The sequence below is a fragment of the Flavonifractor sp. An100 genome (assembly GCF_002161175.1).
Lineage (GTDB): Bacteria > Bacillota > Clostridia > Oscillospirales > Oscillospiraceae > Lawsonibacter.
Genome location: NZ_NFMA01000019.1, coordinates 35846 through 57727, shown reverse-complemented (window position 1 = coordinate 57727; position 21882 = coordinate 35846). Strand labels below are relative to the sequence as shown.

The following is a 21882-nucleotide window of genomic DNA, read 5'->3' as shown; positions in this document are numbered from 1 at the left end:
CCCTCTCCCTTCCTGCCCCTCATCCCTGCCGCTCCTCCCTTGGCCACTTTGTCTTTCCAACCGGTTTCCCCGGTGCCTCCGGAGTCCAGCAGCGGTTTCTCCGCGCCCTCTCTTCCCCAGACGGTATCCACCGCTCCCTCCGGCAACTCTGCCGGACCGGGTGATCTGTCGGGGGATGGGCCGGGCAGTTTGGATTGGATTTTGACCCTGTGGGGACAGGTGCTCCACCACTCCACGGTGGACCCAGAACGTTCCTTCTTTGAACAGGGCGGAACCTCCCTGGCCGCTTTGAGTGTCCTCAGCCACTACAATAACAGCGGCTTGGTGCTCTCTCTGGCCCAGTTCTACGACGCCCCCACCGCCCGGGAGCAGGCCGCCCTTTTATCTCCCCAGGAGACGCCCCCTGCCCCTTCCGTCTCCTCTCAGCCCGCTCCAACTCCGGAACACTCCATTTCTCCCTCTGCTTCTTCCGGTCTGGCCCACACCATTTTGTCTGTTTCCGGCCAGGCCGCCTATCCCCGTCAGGTGCCCCCTCTGCCTCAGGCGCCCCTCCGGGATTCCCTGGGCACCCTTCTGCTCACCGGGGCTACCGGCTACTTCGGTGCCCATTTACTCCGTGCCCTCCTGGATGCCGGGGCACGGAAGGTCATCTGCACCATGCGGGATGGCGACCCCAACCGTCTAGCCGGGGTGCTCTCCTGGTACTTCGGCAGCGGATGGACCGCCTGTCTGGGCGGACGGGTAGAGGTGATCCGTGGAGATCTGAGTACAGATCAGCTTGGGATGGCCTCTGGGGATTACCAGGTGCTGTGCGACCGGATTGACGGGATCTGGCACTGCGCCGCCGATGTACGGCACTATGCGGCGGACAGCGAGGCGCTGCTGCGCACCAATTTGGACGGCACAAAGGCCATGATCCGCCTGGCTCAGCAGGCCAAGGTCCCCCTCTACCATGCCTCCACCACCAGCGTGGCAGGAGAGCATTTGGCCGGCGGCCAACGGATTGCCCAATTTACTGAGTTGGATTTTGACATTGGACAGGACTGGCGGCGCAACCTCTACGTGCGCAGCAAGTTCCTGGCAGAGCACGCCATCTACCAGGCTGTGGAAGCAGGTCTCACCGCCCGGGTATTCCGGCTGGGCCGTCTGGTGGGCCGGGCTCAGGACGGCGCCTTCCAGCGCAATCCCAACACCAACGCCTTTTGGCTCACCCTGCGGGGGATTCACGCCGTAGGGGCCATTCCGGCCTCCATGGCCCGCATTCCCATGGAGCTGACTCCGGTGGACTGGTGCGCCCAGGCTGCCGTAGCTCTGCGGCAGTCCCCCATGACCGCCTACCACCTGCAAAGCCCCACTCCCCCCACCATTGAACAGGTGGCCCGGGCTGTGACCCCCCAGCTTCAAATTCTCCCGGACGCCCAGTTCCAAAGCCTGCTGGCCAGGGCTCCGGTTGACCTGCGGGGCGATCTGCTATCCCCCCTTCTGGACCTGTGGAACCACCTGCGTGAGGGGGCTCAGACCGTCACCACCGACTGCCGCAGAACCACCCAGGCACTGGAGCAGGCGGGTTTCCGCCTCCCCATCCCCGGACCAGAACAGCTGCTGCGGGGCTTTCAATTTGACCCAGCGGAGCATATCTAATGAACCATTTTCTGTAAGGTGGGACCCCCTATGATTTCCGATTCCGCTGCCACTATTTTCATTCTCTCCCTAGCCATGATTGCCATGTTTATCCACTGGAGCTTTCACAGTCCCAAGCAGCGCTACCTGCTCAACCGGCTATATGTCTGGATGCTGCTGGCCTATTCCGTGTGGGCACTATGTATGCTTGGCATGTGGATCACCCCCAGTGAAAGGGTAGACATCCTTCAGTTCTTAGACGCCTTGACCTACATTGGCATTACCATCCCCGGATTTTATCTGATGATCGCCCTGGTGTTTGTTAGGGGTCTGGAACGGCTGCCCAAGTGGTACCTTCTATTCCTTACTGTACCCCTATTCTCCGTTTTAGTGTGCCTGACCAATGATTGGCACCGCCTGCAATATCAGCACTTCTCTGTGCTTCGCAAGGACATTGTGTTTGGCCCCTATGTATTTGTCACCGGTCTACACAGCTACATCTGCCTTTGCGTGGCCTGTGTGTTGTTGTTCCGATTTATGCGGGAAAATCCCCACCGTTTGTATATCAAGCAATGCCTGATGCTGATTGCCGGAGGGGTCGTCCCTCTGGCAGTCAGCCTGGCGGCCACCTTTTCCAGTTGGAATGCCCCCATCACCGCCACTCCCCTTGGCTTTTTGGTGTCCATTATCTGTAACGGCATTGCCATTTATCGCTTTAACCTTTTGGACATTACCCCTGTCGCCACTCAACACGTGTTGGACTGGATCTCTGACTGCTACCTGATTCTCAACGAAAAGGGTCTGGTGATTAGCTACAACAAGCCCTTTTCTGCCGTCTTCGCCTCCCGCTACGGAATCACGGAAAACCGCTACCTGCGGGACTGCGTCAAAGAGGAGGATGTCTCCAAAAAAACCGCCATCTACAACATCATCACCGCCGTGGATGCCTGCCGGGATGCCCAGACTACTATCTCCTATGAACAGGCCGCCACCATCAATCGAAATGGAATTATCCAAAAGAATTACTATGTCACCGACGTCTCTCAGCTGGTGGTCAACAAACGCCCGGTTGGCTTTGTGGTCATTTTCAAGGACATTACCCAGCTGAAAAAAAGCATGAAACAGCTTCAGGACAGCCAAACCCGTATGATGGAACAGGAGCGCTTCGCCTTTTTAGGCCAGATGATCAGCGGGCTGGCCCACAACCTGAAAACCCCCATTATGAGCATCTCCGGCTGCGTCTCTGCGGCAGACAATTTGGTGGACGAGTGTCTGGAGAGCTTGGACACCCCTTCCGTTACCCCAGACGACTACCGGGAAATTTTTGGAGAGATGCGGGACTGGTTCCAAAAAATCCAGGAGTCCTCCGCCTACATGTCCGACATCATTACCGCCATCAAGGGCCAGGCCACCAGCGTTGGTACCTTCAATGAGTCCTTTTTCACTTTGGATGAGCTCATTAAACGCACCACCTTGCTTATGCGCCACGAATTGGTGATCGGCGGCTGTACTCTGGTGGCGGAATACAAAAATTCCCAGGCCATTACTCTCCACGGGGACATCAACAACCTGGTTCAAGTGCTGGGCAACCTGGTTTCCAATGCCATTTATGCCCAAAAACAGGTGGGCGGTGGATGCATTACCGTAGGGCTGGAGCAGGAAGAGGAACAGGTAAAGATTTATGTGAAGGATACCGGCCCCGGTATTCCCTCCTCTGTACGCCACCGGCTGTTCCGGGAGATGACCACCAGTAAGGGAGCCCAGGGCAGCGGACTGGGCCTATATATTTCCAATGCCGTTGTCCACGGCAAATTTGGCGGAACCATGTGGTGTGAGGACAACCCCGGGGGCGGCGCTATCTTCGGTATGACCATTCCCCTACATCCCCCCGATCCCGAACTGACTACTCCCACCCGTGTGCAAAAGGAAGGCGGCGCTTTATGAGACTTCACAAACAAACAACCGAAGGGAACGCCTTTTCCATCCTCACCCTGGATGATGACCCCATTATGACCTCCACCATTCAGTCCTATTTCCAGCGCTCCGGCTATCTGGTGGATGTGGAAAATGACCCAAGTCGGGCCATTGATCGGATTCGGCAGGGGAACTACGATATTCTCCTACTGGACTTCCTCATGACCCCCATGTGCGGCGACCAAGTGGTTGAACAGGTCCGGCAATTTAATCAGGACATCTTTATAATCCTCCTCACCGGCCACAAAAGCATGGTTCCCCCCATTAAAACCATTCGGGCTCTGGATATTCAGGGCTACTACGAAAAGAGCGACCGTTTTGATCAGCTGGAGCTGCTGGTGGAATCTTGCGTAAAATCCATTCGTCAGATGCGAACGGTCAAGAGATATAAGGACGGTCTGTCCGCCATTATGGACTCCCTGCCCCAAATTTACGACCTGGAATCTATGGACCATGTTACCGACAGCATTCTGCGCACAGCCTCTTCTCTGCTTCCCTGCACTTCTGTGGTTTTGACCTTGGATGATACCTCTTCTGACGCTCCACAGCGCCATTTTTACTCCCGGGCCACCGGAGAGGGCTTCTCTACCATGGACGCGCAGCAGGTTCAGCTCCTTCTGGACTCCTTGGTTGGTCGCAGTTCCTTGGTTCAGGATAAAGATGTTATCCTGCCGGTTCTGGATAACGACCAATGTCCCACCGGTTTTTTATCCATCCGTTTGCAGGAAGCTCCCAAATACGATCAGATTCAGCTTATGGAGGTCTTTGCCCGCCAAATTTCCTCCGCTCTTAATAACACCCACCTTCACACCCTTCTACAGGAGAAAAACCACCAGCTGGACCAGGCCTACAGTCAGCTAAAAAACAGCTACCTGGAGATGATCAGCACCATGCGCCGAGTAGTAGATGCTAAGGACACTTATACCCGTGGTCACTCTGACCGGGTTTCCTACTACGCTGAGCACATTGCCCTCTCTCTGGGGCACGATCCCCAATTCTGTGAGCGGGTACGTCTGGCCGGGCTGTTCCACGATGTGGGAAAGCTGTCCATCCCCGATGAGGTCCTCCTCAAGCCCGGCAAGCTCACCGAGGAGGAATATGAGCTGATCCGCCGCCATCCCGCCAATGGGGCGGAGCTTCTGTCGGTCATCAGCCAGTTCCGGCCCATCCTTCCCGCCGTGCGCAGCCACCACGAGCGGATAGACGGCCGGGGTTATCCCGATGGGCTGGCCGGAGACAACATCCCCGAGGAAGCCCGCATCATCGCTGTGGCCGACACCTTCGACGCCATGACCTCGGAGCGGCAATACCGGAAAAGCCTGGAGTTTCAGGCAGCCATGGCAGAGCTGGAGCGCTGCAAAGGCACCCAGCTGGACCCCCGCATCGTGGAAGCCTTCCAGGCTATGGTACGGCAGCCCCAGTTCTGGGCCAAGCTGAAGGAGGACCTTCCGGGCTGCACCACTTCTCAACTCAATCCCACACTGGGATAGTTCCAAATAAATTATGCTAGGAGGAACGCTATGAAACAGCTCCCATACCGCAAGGAGGATTATTCCTCCCCCCACTATGAAACCTTTGATGAGATGGTGGCTGGAATCCGAACCACTTACGGCGACCGCCCCGCTCTATCCTGGTTTACCCGGCAGCAGGAGGAAAAGACCCTCACCTACCGCCAGCTGACCCAGCAGGTCCTGGCTTTGCGCCGCAGTCTGCTGCGCAAACAGCTGCCCCACGGCGCCCACATTGCCATCCTCAGCGAAAACAGCGCCAATTGGGTCATTGCTTTCCTGGCCATCGTCTCCTGCGGCTACACCGCCGTGTGCGCCGACACCGAGCAGTCTGACGAGATCATCCGGGACATGCTCCGCCGTTCGGATACCCAAATGCTCTTCCTCTCCCCCACCTATCTGCCCATCTGCATGCCCCTGCTGGAAGAAAACGGCCTGCTACAGCACATGGTTTTGATGGGCGGACTGTCCAGTGACGAGCGGGTGGAGCTATTTGATGTCCTGTGTGAACAGGGTGAGGCCCTCACAGACGGTGACGTTCCTTCCTTCCAAGTCCATCCCAACGACACAGCTGAAATTGTCTTCACTTCTGGAACCACCAGCCAGTCCAAAATGGTCATGCTCAGCCAGCGGGCGGTGATGCACAACATCCGGGAGGAGTGCGAATATATCTGCTTCTACGACCGGCTGTTCTCCTCCCTCCCCTTCTACCACGCCTACGGTCTGAACTGCGCCGTCCTCAACGCCCTGCTCCGAGGCATCCACCTATACATCAACGGAGATTTGAAGACCGCCATGCGCGACCTGCTTCTATCCAAGCCCGACTCCATGCTCACCGTACCCCTGATGCTGGAGGCCATCCACAATCAGCTCTGGCTCAACCTGGAAAAGGGCGGCAAAGCCGACGCCTTCCGCAAGGCCCTGCACATAGCGGGCATATACAAAAAACTCCACCTCCCCTTCCAGTCCAAACTGCTGGACCAGGTGCGCAGCCAGGTGCTGGGCACCCTGCGTATGATTGCCTGCGGCGGCGCTCAGCTCAGCCGTGAGATTGCCGATGAGTTTGAACTGTTGGGCGTACAGATTCTTCAGGGCTATGGGATCACTGAGTGTTCCCCCCTCATTTCCGTCACCCCCAACTACGCCAACAAAATCGGCTCTGTGGGCCCTGTGCTGTCCAGCCTGGAGCTGCGGTTGGAGGATGGAGAGGTGTGCGTCAAGGGCCCCTCGGTCATGCAGGGGTACTACAAGGACCCGGAGCAGACCGCTCAGGCCATTCAGGACGGCTGGTTCCGCACCGGCGACCTGGGCTATACCGACAAGGACGGATACCTCTATCTCAATGGGCGAAAGAAAAACCTGATTGTTTTTAAAAATGGGAAAAAGGTCTCCCCAGAAAAGCTGGAAAACATGATCTCCGCCATTCCCATGGTCAAAGAGGTCATGGTCTATGGCACCGCCAACGGAACCTTTGCCGACGACGTGAAGCTCACCGCCAGCATCTACCCCGATCCCCAGCGCACGGAGGGCCTGTCCTCCTATGAGATCCTGGAGCACCTGCAGCGGGAAATTGACGCCATCAACAACACTCTTCCCACCTATCAGCAGATTCAGCTGGTCAACATCCGGGAGAAGGAATTTAACAAAACTGCCACCAAGAAGATCAAACGCCACGAAAATATAACCTGACGGAAAAAGGGAGCGAACACCATGCTGCAACTGATCCAGGACATTATTTACAACGTTACGGGCAAACGGGGGATCACCTATGAAACCGACTTTGTCCAGGACCTGGCTCTCAACTCCTTTGATGTGATGAACATCATTAGCGCCTTTGAGGACCACTTCGACACCACCATTCCCACCCGGGAGGTATGGGGCCTGCACCAGGTTAAGGACGTCATTGACTACCTGGCCCGCAAGGGCTTCACCCAGCCTTGACCGGGACGGAGCTCTCATCGGGGGACGGCATCACCTTATACCGCCGCCCCTTCACCGAGGGTGCCTCCGGCTCCCGGGCTCTTCTGGTCCGCACCGCCCAGCTCCACACGGGCTGGAAGGAGGAGTTCTTTTCCCATGTGGAGACCAATCCCTGGGGCAAGCCCTTCTTCCCCGACGCTCCTCAGCTCCACTTCTCCATCTCCCACAGCGGAGATTGGTGGATCTGTGCCATGAGCCACCAGCCTGTGGGGCTCGACCTACAGCTCCATCAGACCTACGCCGACCCAGCCAAGCTCGCCCAGCGCTTTTTCCACCCCCGGGAAAACAGCTGGCTGGCTGAAATGGGGTATTCCCACTTCTTCGACCTGTGGAGCGCCAAGGAGAGCTGGGTGAAGTACATGGGAAGAGGGTTCTATCTGGACCCGGGTGACTTTTCCCTGGTCTCCCCGGAGGGCCAGTTTCCCCTCCCACCCCAGGGCCAGTGCAAGCTGCTCCCCTGTCTTCCTGGGTACAGTCTTTGCCTGTGCGCCCAGCAAATTGGCGCCATCCATATGGAACCGTGGATTGAATGACAACAAACGCCCGTGGGACAGTGGTCCCACGGGCGTTTTCTATCAAACCAGCCGCAGCCGGACTTGTCCGTCCTGGGCCGTGACCTGGACGGTATCCCCTTGCTTCATCTGCCCCGCCAGCAGCAGGTCCGCGGCCGGGTCCTCCACCAAAGTGGCAATGGCCCGGCGCAAAGGCCGCGCCCCATATTCCCGGTCTCCCCCCTTCCGGGCAATCAGCGCCACTGCCTCATCCTCCACCTGTACGGACACCCCCAGTTTTTCCAACCGCCCGGTGGTCTCAGTCAGCAGCTGGCGGGTAATGGCACCCAACGTCTCCTCCTCCAGGGGGTGGAACACCAGGGCGGCGTCCAGACGGTTCATAAACTCCGGGGCAAAGGTGGCCCGGGCGTCCGCCAGCACCTCCTGCTCCAGCTGTTCCCGCTGCTCCTCTTTCCCCGGAGCGAAGCCCAGCCGGCCACCCCGGGCAAACCGCTGAGCACCCAGGTTGGAGGTCATGACCAGCACCGTGTTGCGAAAATCCGTCTTTCTCCCCTGGGCATCGGTGAGCACGCCCTCCTCCATCACCTGCAGCAGAATGGACCACACATCCCGATGGGCCTTCTCCAGCTCGTCCAGCAGCACCACAGACCAGGGTGCGCGCCGCACCCGCTCGGTGAGCTGGCCGCCCTCCTCGTGGCCCACATAGCCTGGGGGAGAGCCGATGAGGCGGGAGACGGTATGGGCTTCCTGGTACTCCGACATATCAAAGCGAAGCAGCGCCTCTTGGCTGCCAAACAGGGCTGTAGCCAGGCTCCGGCACAGCTGGGTCTTTCCCACTCCGCTGGGCCCCAACAGCAAAAAGCAGCCCACCGGACGCCGGGGATCATGGAGCCCCAGCCGCCCCCTGCGGATGGCCCGCACCACGGTATCCACCGCCTGGTTCTGCCCCAACAGCCGCTTTCGCAGCGCTCCGTCCAATTCCGCCAGCGCCCTCCGGTCTGCCTCGTCGGGGGCGGTCACCGGCACGCCAGTCCATTGGGTCAGCACCGCCCGGATGTGCTCCTCCTCCACCCTCTTGGGCCCCTGGCCCGCCAGCCACTTTTGCTTGCCCTCCTCCAGCTGGCGCCGGAAATCCCACTCCGCATCCCGCAGCATGGCTGCCTGCTCAAAATTTTGTTCCCGGATGGCCTGGGTCATCTGCTTGCCCGCCTGGGCCGCCCTCCCCTCCAGGTTTTGCAGCTCCTCGGGCAGACTTCTCCGGTCCAGACGGGCTCGGGCCGCCGCCTCATCCACCAGATCAATGGCCTTGTCCGGCAAAAACCGCTGGGGCAGATACCGGATGGACAGGTCCACCGCCGCCTCCAGCGCCTGATCGGTGATGGTCAGATGGTGATGGGCCTCGTACCGGCCCCGCAGCCCCCGCAGGATGGCCAGCGCCTGCTCCCGGTCGGGTTCTCCCACTGTGATGGGCTGGAACCGCCGCTCCAGGGCCGGATCCTTCTCAATATGACGGCGGTACTCGTCAATGGTGGTGGCCCCAATCACCTGGATTTCTCCCCGGGCCAGGGCCGGTTTCAAAATATTGGCCGCGTCAATGGCACCCTCGGCGCTTCCCGCCCCTACTATGGTGTGCAGCTCGTCAATAAACAAAATCACATTTCCAGCCCGGCGCACTTCGGCCAGCACATGTTTGAGCTTTTCCTCAAATTCTCCCCGGTACTTGGTGCCCGCCACCATTGCCGTCAGATCCAGGGCGCACACCCGCCGCCCCAGCAGATGTGCCGGCGCCGTGCCGTCTGCAATGGACAGGGCCAACCCTTCCACCACAGCGGTCTTACCAACGCCAGGCTCTCCAATCAGGGCGGGGTTGTTCTTTGTACGCCGGGACAAAATCTGGATGACCCGCTCCAACTCTTTTTCCCGTCCAATTACGGGGTCCAGCCGCCCCTCGGAGGCCATGGCTGTCAGGTCTCTGGCACACTGGTCCAGCTGCCGGGTATCAGACATCATCCGCGCCTCCCCCTCCCGGGGGCGGCCTCTTTGGGAGGGAATCTGCTCCCCTCCCAAAGAGGCCGACACTCCCTGGTACAACTGTGCGGCATCCACGCCGCAGGCGATGAGCAGCTGATAGGCCGCGCTCTCCTCCTCCCCCAACAGCCCCAGCAACAGGTGCTCGGAGTTGACCGCACGCTGGCCCAGGCGCCGGCTCTCGCCCACCGCCCCGCGAATGGCCTGACAGCAATGGGGCGTCAGCCCCTGGTGGAGCGACCGGGCCGGAACCCCGATTCCTACCCTCTGGGCAATGGCCTTTTGCAGGGTCTGCCGGTCCGCTCCCGCCCGGCGCAGGGCGTTGGCGGCAGGGCTATATTCCTGGCTGGCCAGCCCCAGCAAAAGATGTTCGCTGCCCACATAGCTGTGGCCCAACCGGGCTGCATTTTCCTGAGCCAACCGTATGGCCCCCAACGCCGTCGATGTAAAACGGCTGTCCCCCATATCATCACCTCAATATAAAATCTTTTTTAAGGATGCCCCCTTTTCTAAAATTTAGCATTGCAATTTTAAAAAGTTGTGTTAGAATGAAGGTACATTCTAAGGGAGGTGTACTTATCATGGCTTATGTCATCAGTGATGCCTGCATCAGCTGTGGTTCCTGCGCGGATGCTTGCCCCGTGGGTGCCATTTCTCAGGGCGCTGACCACTACGAGATCAACGCCGGTTCCTGCCTGGACTGCGGTTCCTGCGCGGATACCTGCCCCATGAGCGCTATTTCTCAGGGTTAAGTGCAAAAAAAGCGGCGCCGGACAACCCGGCGCTGTTTTTTATATTCTATAATCTAGTTTTTAATATTATATTTGGTCATTTTTTATATTGATATTTTTTCTAGCTGCGCATATACTGTACACATGATCAATCATGTCGCTTCTTTCGAAAGGAGTGTGTATCATGCGTTCCGATTCTCTTTCCCTTTCAACCCCTATTCCAATTTCCAGACCCCGCCGCCAGCGGGAAACCAGGGACCCTTATGATGGCCTGCGCCCCTGGTCCGCCCTGACTCATGGTGCGGGCGCTGCATTGGCTCTGGTTGGCACGGCCGCCCTGCTTCTGCGCAGTACCGTGCAGGGCAACTGGCTCAACTTTGTTCTTTTTTTGATCTATGGGCTGTCGATGATCTGTCTTTATACGGCCAGCACCCTATACCACTGCCTCAATGTGTCTGTAGCTGGACGCATCGCTCTGCGGAAATATGACCACTGTTCCATCTATCTGCTGATTGCCGGCAGCTACACCCCCATCTGTTTTACCGCCCTGCGGGACTGTGGAGGACCGGCTCTGCTGTCCCTCGTCTGGGCCTTCGGTCTGCTGGGCATCCTTCTGACCCTGGTGAAGCTATCCATCCCCCGCTGGCTGATCAGCCTCATTTACCTGGTCATGGGCTGGCTGGCCCTGTTGGCCATCGAACCCATCCACCGCACGCTACCCAGCATCGGTTTTTTCTGGCTGCTGACCGGCGGCCTTCTGTACACGGTGGGAGGCGTCCTCTATGCAGTAAAATGGCCGGGCCGGAACAATCCCCGGTTTGGATGCCACGAAATTTTCCACGTGTTTATTCTCCTGGGAAGCATTGCCCACTTTATTATGATGTTCCAGGTAATCGCTGCACTGTAAAATAAAAAGACCCGCCGCCGTTTAAAAACGGTGGCGGGTCTTTTTTATTTCTTCATGGTCATGGGAGCAATTTCATGTCGGTAGACCCGGCGCAAAAACAGCGCGCACAGGCCGCCGGAAAACAGCTCCGCAAAGGGGAAGGCAAACCACACAGCCTCCAGGCCATACAGGCGGGAGAGCAGAAAAGCAACCGGCAGCAGCACCACCAGCTGACGAATCACTGAGACGATCAGGCTCAGCACCCCATGGCCCAGGGCCTGGAACACGGAGGAGCACACCACACTGAATCCCGCCAGCAAAAAGCTGACGGATATGATCCGCAGGGCAGGCACTCCAATGGTCAGCATGTCCTGGCTTCCTTCTCCCTCCGCCATGAACATTCCCAAAAAGACGTGCGGAATCAGTTGGAAGGCCAAAAATCCAATGGCCATAATACCCACCGCATAGGCAACGCTCAGCTTAATGGTCTTGCAAATCCGGTCCGGTTTACGGGCTCCGTAGTTGTAGGCCACAATGGGCACCATTCCGTTGTTCAGCCCAAACACAGGCATGAAGATAAAGGACTGCAGCTTAAAATACACACCAAACACCGCAGTAGCAGTGGCAGTAAAGGCAATCAGGATCTGATTCATGCCAAACACCATCACCGAACCAATGGACTGCATGGCGATGGAGGGGATACCAACGCTATAGATACCGGCAATGATCCCCCCATTGGGGCGGAAGCCCTTCAGCGAAAAGTTGACATCGGGATTGTGGGTCAGATTGAAGAACAGGGACAGACAGGCACCGCAGATCTGACCGATTACCGTGGCCAGCGCCGCTCCGGCTACCTCCATCCGGGGCATTCCAAACAGGCCAAAGATCAAAATGGGGTCCAGAATGATGTTGATGATCGCGCCCACCGCCTGGGTGATCATGGTATAGAAGGTACGTCCGGTGGCTTGCAAAATCCGGTCCAGGGTGACACTGGCAAACATGCCTACACTTACGCCGCAGCAGATGGTCAGGTAATCCGTGCCATAGTCTACAATGGGCGCAATGTCGGTCTGAATGGTATAAAATAAACGGGAGGCAGTAAAGCCCAGCACCGTAAATACCAAGCAGCTTACCAAGGCCAGAAACAGGCCGTTGAGCGCCGCTTGGTTGGCCCGCTGCTGCTCTTTTTGCCCCAAACTCCGGGACAGCAGGGCGTTGATACCTACGCCGGTACCCACCGCTACAGAAATCATCAGATTCTGCACCGGAAACGCCAGAGACACGGCGTTCAGAGCATCCTCACTCAGCTGGGCCACAAAGACGCTGTCCACCACATTGTACAGCGCCTGCACCAGCATGGAAATCACCATGGGTACCGCCATATTCAGCAGCAGCTTGTTCACAGGCATAACGCCCATTTTGTTCTCATTGACCGTTTGTTCCACGCAAGTTCCTCCTTTGTACACAACACATGCCCAGTACAATACAGTTGGACAAAGGGTAATTATAGTGGAAACAATTTTTAATGTCAATGTCCCTTTTTCCCTAAAAATAAGTAAAAGTAGTCCATTTTCGTCAGAAAAAAGACCATTCCTGGAGGGTACCTCTCGCCAGTGCCCTCTATTCTCCTTCCCCCACCGTTTCAGACACCAGGGACATCACCGACACCTCAAAGGCCAACCGTTCCTCCAGCTCCTCTCCCACCAGCTTGGTATACTCTCTGCTTTGAAGCCGCCCGTTTAAATGGACACGGTCGCCCACCTGCAGTCCACCGCAGCGGTGTGCCAGGCTCCCCCAGGCAATGCAGGGCAAATAATCCGCCCTTCCGTAGCGCCGGTTTACCGCCAAAATCATATCGCAGATGGTCCGTCCCAGAGGAGTAGCCCGCAGGCTGGGCGGCTTACACAGGGTCCCAGTCAGCTCCAGCCGGTTTCCGTCTAGCCCGGGCCCCAGCTCCAACTGACGGGCAAAGGTGCTAATTACCAGCCGGCTGCCAATTCCGCTGCGGTTATTGAAGGTACGTACCTCCCCCCACACGCTTGCCTCCTGTCCCTCCTCCAGCTCTCCTGCCTGTTCCAGCAGGGAATGGGGAAGAACCACGTTGATCCGGTCCTCTGTACCGGATAGACGCCGGACGTGGAGTGGAAAGCGGTAAAACTCCACCCCGTGGTTGAAATGAGAAAGGGTGGGCGGAGCACCCACCCGGCCGTGGAGTTGAATATGATTGAGGTCAGAGCCCTGTCTCATGGGTTATCACTCTCCCGAAATCGTTTGTTCCTCCCCACTATATGAGACGGGTCCCCCGGGTATTCCTCCTCCCAAGCCGATTGGACCACGAAAAAGGACGGCCGCAGTAGAGCAGCCGTCCTTTTCTCTATTTTAGTTTTAGTTACCGGAAGCCGCCGCCCCGGGAGCCGCCAAAGCCACCGCCCCGGCCGCCGCCGAAGCCGCCCCCACGGGAACCTCCGAATCCGCCGCCCCGGAACCCACCGGAGCCGCCTCGGGAACCACCAAAGCCACCGCTTCCAAACCCGCCGCCCCGGAATCCTCCGGAGCCACCAGGCCGGGAACCGGAACCAAAACCGCCAAACCCGCCCGGGCCGCCAAAGCCACCTGGGCCTCGTGGGCCGCCGGGAGGAGGGGGAGGCGGTCTGCGCCAATGGCGATGATACCAGCCGTAGGCAGGCCCATGCCAGAACAGGATGGGCCGGAACATCACAGGAGGATTGACCACCCCGTAGTAGCGCTGGCGGTAAGAGGCATAGCGCAGACGGTCAATGACGCTGACCATGACAAAGAGGATCACCAGCAGCATGATCATACCGACAATCTGGGACCCCTGGTCCACATAATAACCGTTCTCCTGGGCCGGAACCCCGTAGTTATCCACATAGTATTGATTCAGCCCCGCAAACAGAGCCAGCACACCCTGGCCGCACTGCCCGGCCTGGAGATCGTCGTAAAGATATTGGCTTAAATAGCTGCCAATCTGACTGTTGGAGAGGGGGTAATCCATCCCCACTGCCAGATAAGCCTCCCCAGTGCTGGGAACAATGGCAAGATACCCGTCGTAAGCGGTCAGCTCAAAGGCCTGGGCCTGGCTGATGGCATAGTCCTCCAAGGTAGTGCTGGGGGCGGAGGCCAGGGTCTCCACCACAATCAGGCTGCCATAGCGCTGGTCCCAGTTGGCGTTATAGAGACAGATCTGCTCCTCCTCTTCCTCAGAGAGCACCTGAGCAAAATCTCCCACCCACTGCTGGTAGGCCCCCGTGGACAAAGAGGTGTCTAGGCCGGAAGCAGCTGGGCTGTTGGGTACGGTATCCTCCCGGGTCAAGCCGATCCATACTGCCCCCGCAATCATCACCAGGGTCAGGGCCACCGCGACCCAGGTCTTTTGGAAAAATTTCATGGCCGGTTCCTTTCCTTCTCGTATATCCGGACTGCCGGACCGGTTAGCCCCGCAGCTCCAATAGCTTCTGCTTCAGCTCACCCTCAATCCGGCCCAGCTCCGCTTCCGCCTCCCGGCGCTTCTGGGCCCCTTCGGTCTGAATCTTCATCACCTCATCCAGGGTGGAAATCAGCTGTTGGTTGGTGTGCTGGAGGGTTTGGATATCCACCACGGACCGCTCCGCCTCCCGGGCCGTCTCAATGGTGCCCATCTTCAGCATGTCGGCATTCTTCTTCAGCAGGTCGTTGGTCATATTGGTGACAGCCGTCTGGGCCGCAGTGGCCTGCCGGCTATGCTCCAGCCCCAGGGCCAGCACCATCTGGCTCTTCCACAGGGGGATGGTATTGACCAGAGAGGACTGGATCTTCTCCAGCATCTGGGTGTCGTTGTTCTGCAGCAGACGGGTCTGGGGTCCCATCTGAATGGAGATCATCCGGGTCAGCTCCAGGTCATGGAGCTTCTTCTCAAACCGGGCACACAGGTTGGCAAAGTCGTTGTAAGCCTGGGCGTCCTCCTGCGCCCCCGTTTCCTGGGCCTTCTTGCGCAACTGCTCCAGGTCGTTGGCCCGCAGATATTCTAGGCGCTTCTTTCCGGCGATGATATACATGGTGAGCTCTTTATAATACTTGGTGTTCAGATCGTACATCTGGTCAAACATGGCGATGTCCTTCATCAGCACCACCTGATGGTTCTCCAGCACCTTGACGATCTTGTCCACATTGGCCTCCGCCTTGGAGTAGCTGGCCTTCATGGCTTCCAGCTCGTTGCGCTTTTTCTGGAAAAAGCCGAAGATCCCGCCCTTCTTCTCCTCGTCGTCCCCGAAGTGCTTCAGCTCCACCACCAGGGAGGACAGGGCTTCGCCCACCTCCCCCAGGTCCTTGGTCTTTACGTTGTTCAGCGCGCTCTCAGAAAAGGCCGCAATATTCTTCTGTGCCGCGGCCCCGTACTGGAGCACCAGGTTGGAATCGGTGACGTCGATCTTCTTGGAAAATTCCTCCACCATCTTCCGCTCCGCCTCGGTGAACATGGATTCATCCACCTTCACCGCATTGGCCTCCCGCTCCTTCTGCTCCTCCGCCTGGGCCTGCTGGGCACTGTCCAGGTTGGGCTCCAGGGTCAGGCTGGGGGCGGGAGCGGCTTGCACCGCGGCGGCATCTGGGGTCAGGGTCAGTTCCGGGGTCAGATTCTTTTCATCAGCCATTGTCGTTTCCTCCATTATCCCAGTTTGATGGTGGGATTCATTCTATTTTACCGCGGCTCTTCTGCCGGCTTCAGGATTTCTTGTCTCCCTGCCCCTTGTCCCTCTCCTTTCTTCTGGAGAGCGTATAGCGCAGGCTGAACGCCAGCAGGACCAACCACACCAGGGTCATCAGTATCGTGCCAGTGGGGGAGCCTCCATCGGGCTGCTTTAACTGTCCCGCCAGCTGCACGCCATTGATCACCAGCATGGCCAGGGACAACAGCGGCATCCACAAGTTTTTCCAGTTCATCGTCTCTCCCTCACAGTTCCAGGTGGACAGAACTGTCTCCGCCATCTGTCTTAGTTTCTCTGCCCAGATTCATCCCGCTTAACCCCTCCCGGGCCAGCAGGTTTTCCATCACTGTGATGTCGGTGGAGATGTCCAGCGCCTCTTCCCCAAACAGCGCGTCCAGTTGCCGGTCAAAGGCCTGGGAAATGGTGTCCATCATCTTCTCCACCTTCTGTTTGGTGGTATCGATGTTCTGCCCCGAAATACCCACCGCATCCATGCGGTCATAAGCGTTGAGGATTTTCAGGGTAGTGGGCAGGTAATAGTCCAAAAAGCGGCGGATCTGGGGCAGCTTCTTGGGCTGCTCCACCACCTGATCGATGATCTTCCGGGTGACCTCCTCCAGATGGTCGATCTGGTCGGAAATTTTTTCATCGGGAATATTGTCGTTGAGCCGGCGCATCTCGCTCACGGCCCGGTCCCGTTCCTGAATCAGCCGGTCGATCTCTGGATTTCCTGTGGATTTGGGCTTCTCCTTCTTGGGCTCTTCCTTCGTTTTCTCTTCCTTTGGCGCCTGTTTTTTCTCCGGTTCCCCGGGCATTTCAAACACCTTGTCCGGGAAAATGGCTTTCCCCACCACGAAGGCCAGCAGAGAGACTCCTCCACACAGAACATATTGACTCACTGTGCGCAGGGGAAACAGCAGGGCATAGCCCAGCCACACCACGCCAATGAGATAAATCGGGACAACCGACCGTTTGATATGCTTTGCCATAGGTACTCCTCCACGGCCTTTCAGGCCAGCCTGTGTTTTGATCTTATTCCTTATCATACCCTGCTGCCCATTTGGTGTCAAGGACCAGACTCGTAAGGGAAGCGGTTGCAATCTTTGTGCAAAGGTTGTAAAATTTAGGTAAAATTTGTCTTACTCTGACCCTAGCCCTCTTTTATATTCTCTGTGAAATGGAAAGGAGCCTTCCTCCATGCGCCCTTCTGCCCCCGCACCTGTACGCATCCTGGCCGGGCTGGTTGCACTGCTGTTCCCTCTGCCCTGTCTGCTCTTAATGGAATACATGAACTATGGCGGACAGTTGGAACAGCTACACTCCTTTTTCGAAAAGCATCCAGGCTCCGCTCTGTTTGCCTGCCTGACGATATACCTCTTATACAGTATTCTGGTTCTGCTGTTCGGCCGGGTATGGCCGTCCGCCCTTCTTTTGGGGCTTGGGAGTGTTATCTGTGCCTATGTCAACTACACCAAAGCAGCCCTCAACGGGGACAACTTCTATCCCCAGGATCTGGGGATGCTCTCCCAGACCGGAGACCTGACCTCCTTTCTCAGCGGAGGACAGCCCCTCTGGTTCTGGCCGGGAGCTGCTTTGCTCCTGATCCTGGTTTTACTTCTGTTTGCTGCCGGAACCCGGCTTTCCCTGTCTCCCTTTCCCCGCTGGTCCGCCGCTGCTTTGCTAGTGTTAGCCGTCAACCTGTCCGTCTCCACCCCCCAACGGGTCCAGGACCTGTTGGGGCGGTTCGGCATGTCCGCCTTCGATTCCGCCCTTCAAAGCTCCAATTACTCCGCCAACGGCTTTGTGGGCGCCTTTATGCTGAATCTGCTCAATATGGACGTCCATCCACCCGCTGGATACAGCGAGCAGGCTATCCAGGCACTGCTGGAGGAGTTTCCTGCCGTCCCTGCCGATCCGGACGTCCCCCTCTACGATGTGGTGGTGGTGCTCAGCGAGAGCTTCTTTGACCCCCGTAGTTTGCCCGGCGTGACCTTTTCTCAAAACCCACTCTCCAATTATGACCGGCTGTTGGAGGACTCCAACTGTCAAAGCGGCATGCTCTACACCACCGCTGTGGGCGGCGGCACGGTACGCCCGGAATTTGCCATTTTGACCGGCCTTACCACCGACTACCTGCCCAATGTGACCACTCCCTATTGGTACGTGCAGCAGGAGGTTTCTTCCTACGTCTCCCACTACAAGCAGGCCGGCTACACCACCCTGGCCCTGCACCCCTACGACAAGAAGTTCTACTCCCGGGAAGGAGCATATCCCCTGCTGGGCTTTGACGCCTTCTACGGACAGGAGGAGATCGGTTCCCTGGCAGAGATCACCTGGAAACGAAATTATATCTCCGACCACACCACCGCCCAGGCCATCCAGGCCCTAGCAGACAACGCCCAGCAGCCGGTCTTTCTCTTTGCCATCACCATGGAGAACCACCAGCCCTATGGGGCGCTGGACCCCAGCAACATTTCCATTCAGGTGGATGCCCCCGCCCTCTCTCAGGAGTCTCTCACCGCCCTGACCACCTACACCCAGGGGCTCTATGACGCCGACCAGATGCTGGGGGAGCTGGCAAGCTGGGTGGACAGCCGGGAACGGCCCACTGTCCTTGTGTTCTTTGGCGACCACCTGCCCACCTTAAGGGCTAACCACCTGGCCTACAACGAAAGTGGGTTTGTAAACACTTTGGACGGCTTCAGCCAGGAGGAGCTGGACAAGCTCTACTCCACCCCTTTCCTCATCTACTCCAACCGGGATCTGGCCCCCGGTCTACTCACCAGCCAGTCCGGCAATCAGATCTCCGACTACAATCTTTTAAATACCGTGGTCCGCTCCACCGGCATGGGACGCACCTGCTACATGGAGCTGCTATTCCAATTTTTCCAGACGGCCCCCTACTACAACATCCGGCTGCAGCTGCCGGAGACTCAGGAAATCGCCCGGTTTACCCAGGCCATGGGGCTGATCACCTACGACCGGCTTTTGGGTAAAAACTGGAGCGGAAACTACTGAGGTTTCCCGGCAGTCCCGCTGTTTTTTGGATTGACTTGGAGAAAAAGATTGAGTATGATGAAAAGTGATTCATTCTTACTTATGTGCAAAGGAGATGTTCCCCATGCTGACTCTTGAACAGTTTAAAAACGCCCGGAGCGTGCTCCAGGGCGTACTGCGGCCCACCCCTCTGATCCACTCCCCCTACCTGTCCAAAAGCTGCGGCAACAACGTCTATTTGAAGCCGGAAAATATGCAGGTCACCGGGGCGTACAAGATTCGTGGAGCCTATTTCAAGATCAGCACTCTGACACAGGAAGAAAAGGAGCGGGGACTGGTGACCGCTTCGGCAGGAAACCACGCCCAGGGCGTGGCCTATGCCGCCCAAGCTGCCGGGGTGCCCGCCACTATCGTCATGCCCACCACCACCCCCCTGGTGAAGGTGAACAACACCAAGGACTACGGAGCCAACGTCATCCTCCACGGCGAGGTCTTTGACGACGCCGCCGAGCTGGCCGCCAAGCTCTCGGAGGAGGAGGGCTTGACCTATGTCCACCCCTTCAACGACCTGACTCTGGCCACCGGACAGGGCACCATCGCCTATGAAATCTTCCAGGATCTTCCCGACGTGGATATCATCCTAGTCCCCATCGGCGGAGGCGGCCTGGCCGCGGGCGTAGCCACCCTGGCTAAGCTCCTCAACCCCAATGTGGAGGTCATCGGTGTGGAGCCCACCGGCGCCGCCTCCATGAAGGCCAGCCTGGAGGCCGGTCATGTGGTGACTCTGCCCACCGCCACCACCATTGCCGACGGTGTGGCAGTAAAAACCCCCGGCGATCTGGTCTTCCCCTATGTACAGCAGCATGTGGATCGTGTTCTGGCCCTGGAGGATGGAGAACTGGTGGAGGCTTTCTTAGACGTCATGGAACGGCACAAGATGGTGGTGGAAAACGCCGGCCTGCTCACAGTGGCCGCTCTGCGTCACCTGGACTGTAAGGGGAAGAACATCGTATCCGTGCTCTCCGGGGGCAACATGGACGTGATCACCATGGCCTCTCTGGTTCAGCACGGCCTCATCGGCCGGGGGCGGATCTTCACCTTCGCCGTTCAGCTCCCCGACCGCCCCGGCGAACTGATGCGGGTAGCCGGCGTCCTGGCCAAAAACAACGGCAACATCATCAAGCTGGAGCACAACCAGTTTATCAACATCAACCGCCAGTCCGGCGTGGAGCTGCGGGTCACTCTGGAGGCTTTTGGCCACGACCACAAGGAGCAGATCCTCTCTGCCCTGCGCCAGGAGGGCTATCAGGTCTCCCTGACGGACACCGGAGATTTTTATACCTGATCATCCTTTGTTCCCTGCCATCCACCGGCGGCTGCACCGCCGGTGGATGGCTATCTGAAAAGCGGCAGACCTGCCGAAGGGAAACAGGCGGGCTGGGGCCGTGGGCCCGGCCTGGAGCAGCCTGCTCCCCTCGGGGCGCACCGGAGGACGCCCCGCGTCCCCCTCTCCGCTGAAGCATCCTATGCGCCAAGGCCCGCCCCTGCCCCTGCCTGGAAAACCGCTATGAAAGTGAGGTAGCTACTATGGTCAAAATCGCCCCCTCCATCCTCTCCGCCGACTTTGCTAACCTGGAACGGGATATTCACAAGGTTTCCTCCGCCGACTACCTCCATGTGGACGTAATGGACGGCGCCTTCGTACCCAATATCACCATCGGCATCCCTGTGGTCAAATCCATCCGCAAGTGCACGGACATGTTTTTGGACGTCCACCTGATGGTAGACAAGCCCCTGCGGTACATTGAGGACTTCGCCAAGGCGGGGGCCGACCTCCTATCTGTCCATCTGGAGGCCGATCACCCCACCCGCATTGCCCAGGCCTTGAAGGTCATGGGTGAGTGCGGAGTGAAGAAGGCGGTTGCCCTGCGGCCCATTACCTCTGCTAACGCTATTCTCCCTTATCTGGAGGAGCTGGACCTGGTACTGGTCATGACGGTGGAGCCCGGCTTCGGCGGCCAGGCCTTTATGGAGTCCCAGCTGGACACCATCCGGCAGGTCCGCGCCCTCATTGAGAAGTATAACCCCTCCTGCGAACTGGAGGTGGACGGCGGCATCTCCCCCAAAACTGCCCCCCTGGTGGTGGAGGCTGGAGCCAACGTGCTGGTGGCCGGCTCCGCTGTCTACGGCAAGGAGGATATCCCCGCTGCCATCGCCGCTTTGCGGGTGTGACTATAAATAAAATTTGTCATCACCCTGGAGCGGGAGCTCTGAGCTCCCGCCTACAATTTTTCCTTTGTTCGGAGGTTCTTCCCCATGGAGTATTTTCCCCCCGCTCTGGAGCACCTGGTAGAACAGTTTGCCAAGCTGCCCGGCATCGGGATGAAGTCCGCCCAGCGCCTGGCTTTTTATGTGCTCTCCCTCTCCCCTGAGGAGGCTGGCACCTTTGCCCAGGCCATTGTGGACGCCAAATCTGCCATTCACTGCTGTCCCGTCTGCGAGAATCTCACTGACGGGGATGGCCCCTGTCCCATCTGCCGCAGTCCCAAACGGGACCGGTCCCTCATCTGCGTAGTGGCCGACCCCAAGGATGTGGTAGCCATGGAGCGCTCCCGGGAGTATCAGGGGCTGTACCATGTGCTCCACGGGGTCATTTCCCCTATGAATCACGTGGGCCCTGATGATCTGCACATCAAATCCCTGGTGGAGCGGGTATCCGCCGGAGGAGTGTCCGAGGTTATCATGGCAACCAACCCGGATACGGAGGGGGAGGCCACCGCCATGTATCTCTCCCGCCTGCTGAAGCCCTTCCAAGTGAAGGTTACCCGTCTGGCCTACGGCATCCCCGTGGGCAGCCATTTGGAATACGCTGACGACGCCACCCTCATGCGGGCCCTGGAGGGACGCAGAGAGATGTGAGCAGTTCGCACACAAAAAGGAAAG

Annotated in this window: 19 protein-coding genes; 12 read left to right on the top strand and 7 right to left on the bottom strand. The window is 58.1% G+C overall.

All coding sequences use genetic code 11. The annotated features are described in order from the left end of the window. From B5E43_RS10940 to B5E43_RS10915, 6 genes are all read left to right on the top strand, one after another. Positions 1–1641 (top strand): SDR family oxidoreductase (locus tag B5E43_RS10940; protein ID WP_143383002.1); only part of this gene is annotated, 1641 nt, incomplete at its 5' end. Positions 1642–1671: 30 nt separating this feature from the next. Then, entirely contained in the window at positions 1672–3564 is a 1893-nt protein-coding gene (locus tag B5E43_RS10935) for a histidine kinase N-terminal 7TM domain-containing protein (protein WP_087396660.1), read from the top strand. Beyond that, positions 3561–5084, top strand: coding sequence for an HD domain-containing response regulator (locus tag B5E43_RS10930; protein ID WP_087396659.1), 1524 nt, complete (start codon positions 3561–3563; stop codon positions 5082–5084). The genes B5E43_RS10935 and B5E43_RS10930 overlap by 4 nt, the downstream gene beginning before the upstream one ends. A gap of 30 nt (positions 5085–5114) precedes the next feature. Further along, entirely contained in the window at positions 5115–6791 is a 1677-nt protein-coding gene (locus B5E43_RS10925; RefSeq protein ID WP_087396657.1) for an AMP-binding protein, read from the top strand. Positions 6792–6812: 21 nt separating this feature from the next. Continuing rightward, positions 6813–7043, top strand: a complete 231-nt coding sequence (locus B5E43_RS10920) for a phosphopantetheine-binding protein (RefSeq protein ID WP_087396656.1) — start codon at positions 6813–6815, stop codon at positions 7041–7043. After that, positions 7040–7615 (top strand): 4'-phosphopantetheinyl transferase superfamily protein, encoded by a 576-nt coding sequence (locus B5E43_RS10915; protein WP_087396654.1) that lies wholly within the window; start codon positions 7040–7042, stop codon positions 7613–7615. The genes B5E43_RS10920 and B5E43_RS10915 overlap by 4 nt, the downstream gene beginning before the upstream one ends. Before the next feature lie 42 nt (positions 7616–7657). On the opposite strand, the gene B5E43_RS10910 is transcribed toward B5E43_RS10915, so the two are convergent. Beyond that, complete coding sequence (locus tag B5E43_RS10910) at positions 7658–10087, bottom strand: ATP-dependent Clp protease ATP-binding subunit (protein WP_087396653.1); 2430 nt, start codon at positions 10085–10087, stop codon at positions 7658–7660. Positions 10088–10203: 116 nt separating this feature from the next. Here B5E43_RS10910 and B5E43_RS10905 point away from each other — a divergent pair, with 116 nt between their 5' ends. Together B5E43_RS10905 and B5E43_RS10900 are read left to right on the top strand one after the other, a co-directional pair. Further along, entirely contained in the window at positions 10204–10374 is a 171-nt protein-coding gene (locus tag B5E43_RS10905) for a 4Fe-4S binding protein (protein WP_087396651.1), read from the top strand. A gap of 163 nt (positions 10375–10537) precedes the next feature. After that, a complete protein-coding gene (locus tag B5E43_RS10900) occupies positions 10538–11260 on the top strand; it encodes a hemolysin III family protein (protein ID WP_087396650.1) in 723 nt (240 codons plus the stop codon). A 44-nt stretch (positions 11261–11304) separates the two neighbouring features. On the opposite strand, the gene B5E43_RS10895 is transcribed toward B5E43_RS10900, so the two are convergent. The 6 genes from B5E43_RS10895 to B5E43_RS10870 all read right to left on the bottom strand — a co-directional run bounded on the left by B5E43_RS10895 (position 11305) and on the right by B5E43_RS10870 (position 16931). Beyond that, entirely contained in the window at positions 11305–12657 is a 1353-nt protein-coding gene (locus B5E43_RS10895) for an MATE family efflux transporter (protein ID WP_087396665.1), read from the bottom strand. 202 nt (positions 12658–12859) lie between these two features. After that, on the bottom strand, positions 12860–13486 hold the full coding sequence (locus B5E43_RS10890) for a single-stranded DNA-binding protein (protein ID WP_087396648.1): 627 nt from the start codon (positions 13484–13486) through the stop codon (positions 12860–12862). A gap of 142 nt (positions 13487–13628) precedes the next feature. Continuing rightward, positions 13629–14648 (bottom strand): TPM domain-containing protein, encoded by a 1020-nt coding sequence (locus B5E43_RS10885; protein ID WP_087396647.1) that lies wholly within the window; start codon positions 14646–14648, stop codon positions 13629–13631. Positions 14649–14691: 43 nt separating this feature from the next. Continuing rightward, positions 14692–15888 (bottom strand): toxic anion resistance protein, encoded by a 1197-nt coding sequence (locus B5E43_RS10880; protein WP_087396645.1) that lies wholly within the window; start codon positions 15886–15888, stop codon positions 14692–14694. A gap of 70 nt (positions 15889–15958) precedes the next feature. Continuing rightward, a complete protein-coding gene (locus tag B5E43_RS10875) occupies positions 15959–16177 on the bottom strand; it encodes a hypothetical protein (RefSeq protein WP_087396644.1) in 219 nt (72 codons plus the stop codon). 10 nt (positions 16178–16187) lie between these two features. After that, positions 16188–16931 (bottom strand): 5-bromo-4-chloroindolyl phosphate hydrolysis family protein, encoded by a 744-nt coding sequence (locus B5E43_RS10870; protein WP_087396642.1) that lies wholly within the window; start codon positions 16929–16931, stop codon positions 16188–16190. A gap of 208 nt (positions 16932–17139) precedes the next feature. Here B5E43_RS10870 and B5E43_RS10865 point away from each other — a divergent pair, with 208 nt between their 5' ends. The 4 genes from B5E43_RS10865 to recR all read left to right on the top strand — a co-directional run bounded on the left by B5E43_RS10865 (position 17140) and on the right by recR (position 21858). Next, a complete protein-coding gene (locus B5E43_RS10865) occupies positions 17140–18960 on the top strand; it encodes an LTA synthase family protein (protein ID WP_087396640.1) in 1821 nt (606 codons plus the stop codon). 103 nt (positions 18961–19063) lie between these two features. Next, the gene (gene ilvA / locus B5E43_RS10860) at positions 19064–20284 is read left to right on the top strand and encodes a threonine ammonia-lyase (protein WP_087396638.1); all 1221 of its coding nucleotides are present in this window, start codon (positions 19064–19066) and stop codon (positions 20282–20284) included. Positions 20285–20526: 242 nt separating this feature from the next. Next, entirely contained in the window at positions 20527–21171 is a 645-nt protein-coding gene (gene rpe / locus B5E43_RS10855) for a ribulose-phosphate 3-epimerase (RefSeq protein WP_087396636.1), read from the top strand. An 84-nt stretch (positions 21172–21255) separates the two neighbouring features. After that, positions 21256–21858: a recombination mediator RecR gene (recR, locus tag B5E43_RS10850; RefSeq protein ID WP_087396635.1), complete on the top strand. Its 603-nt coding sequence runs from the start codon at positions 21256–21258 to the stop codon at positions 21856–21858. The last annotated feature ends 24 nt before the right edge of the window (positions 21859–21882 follow it).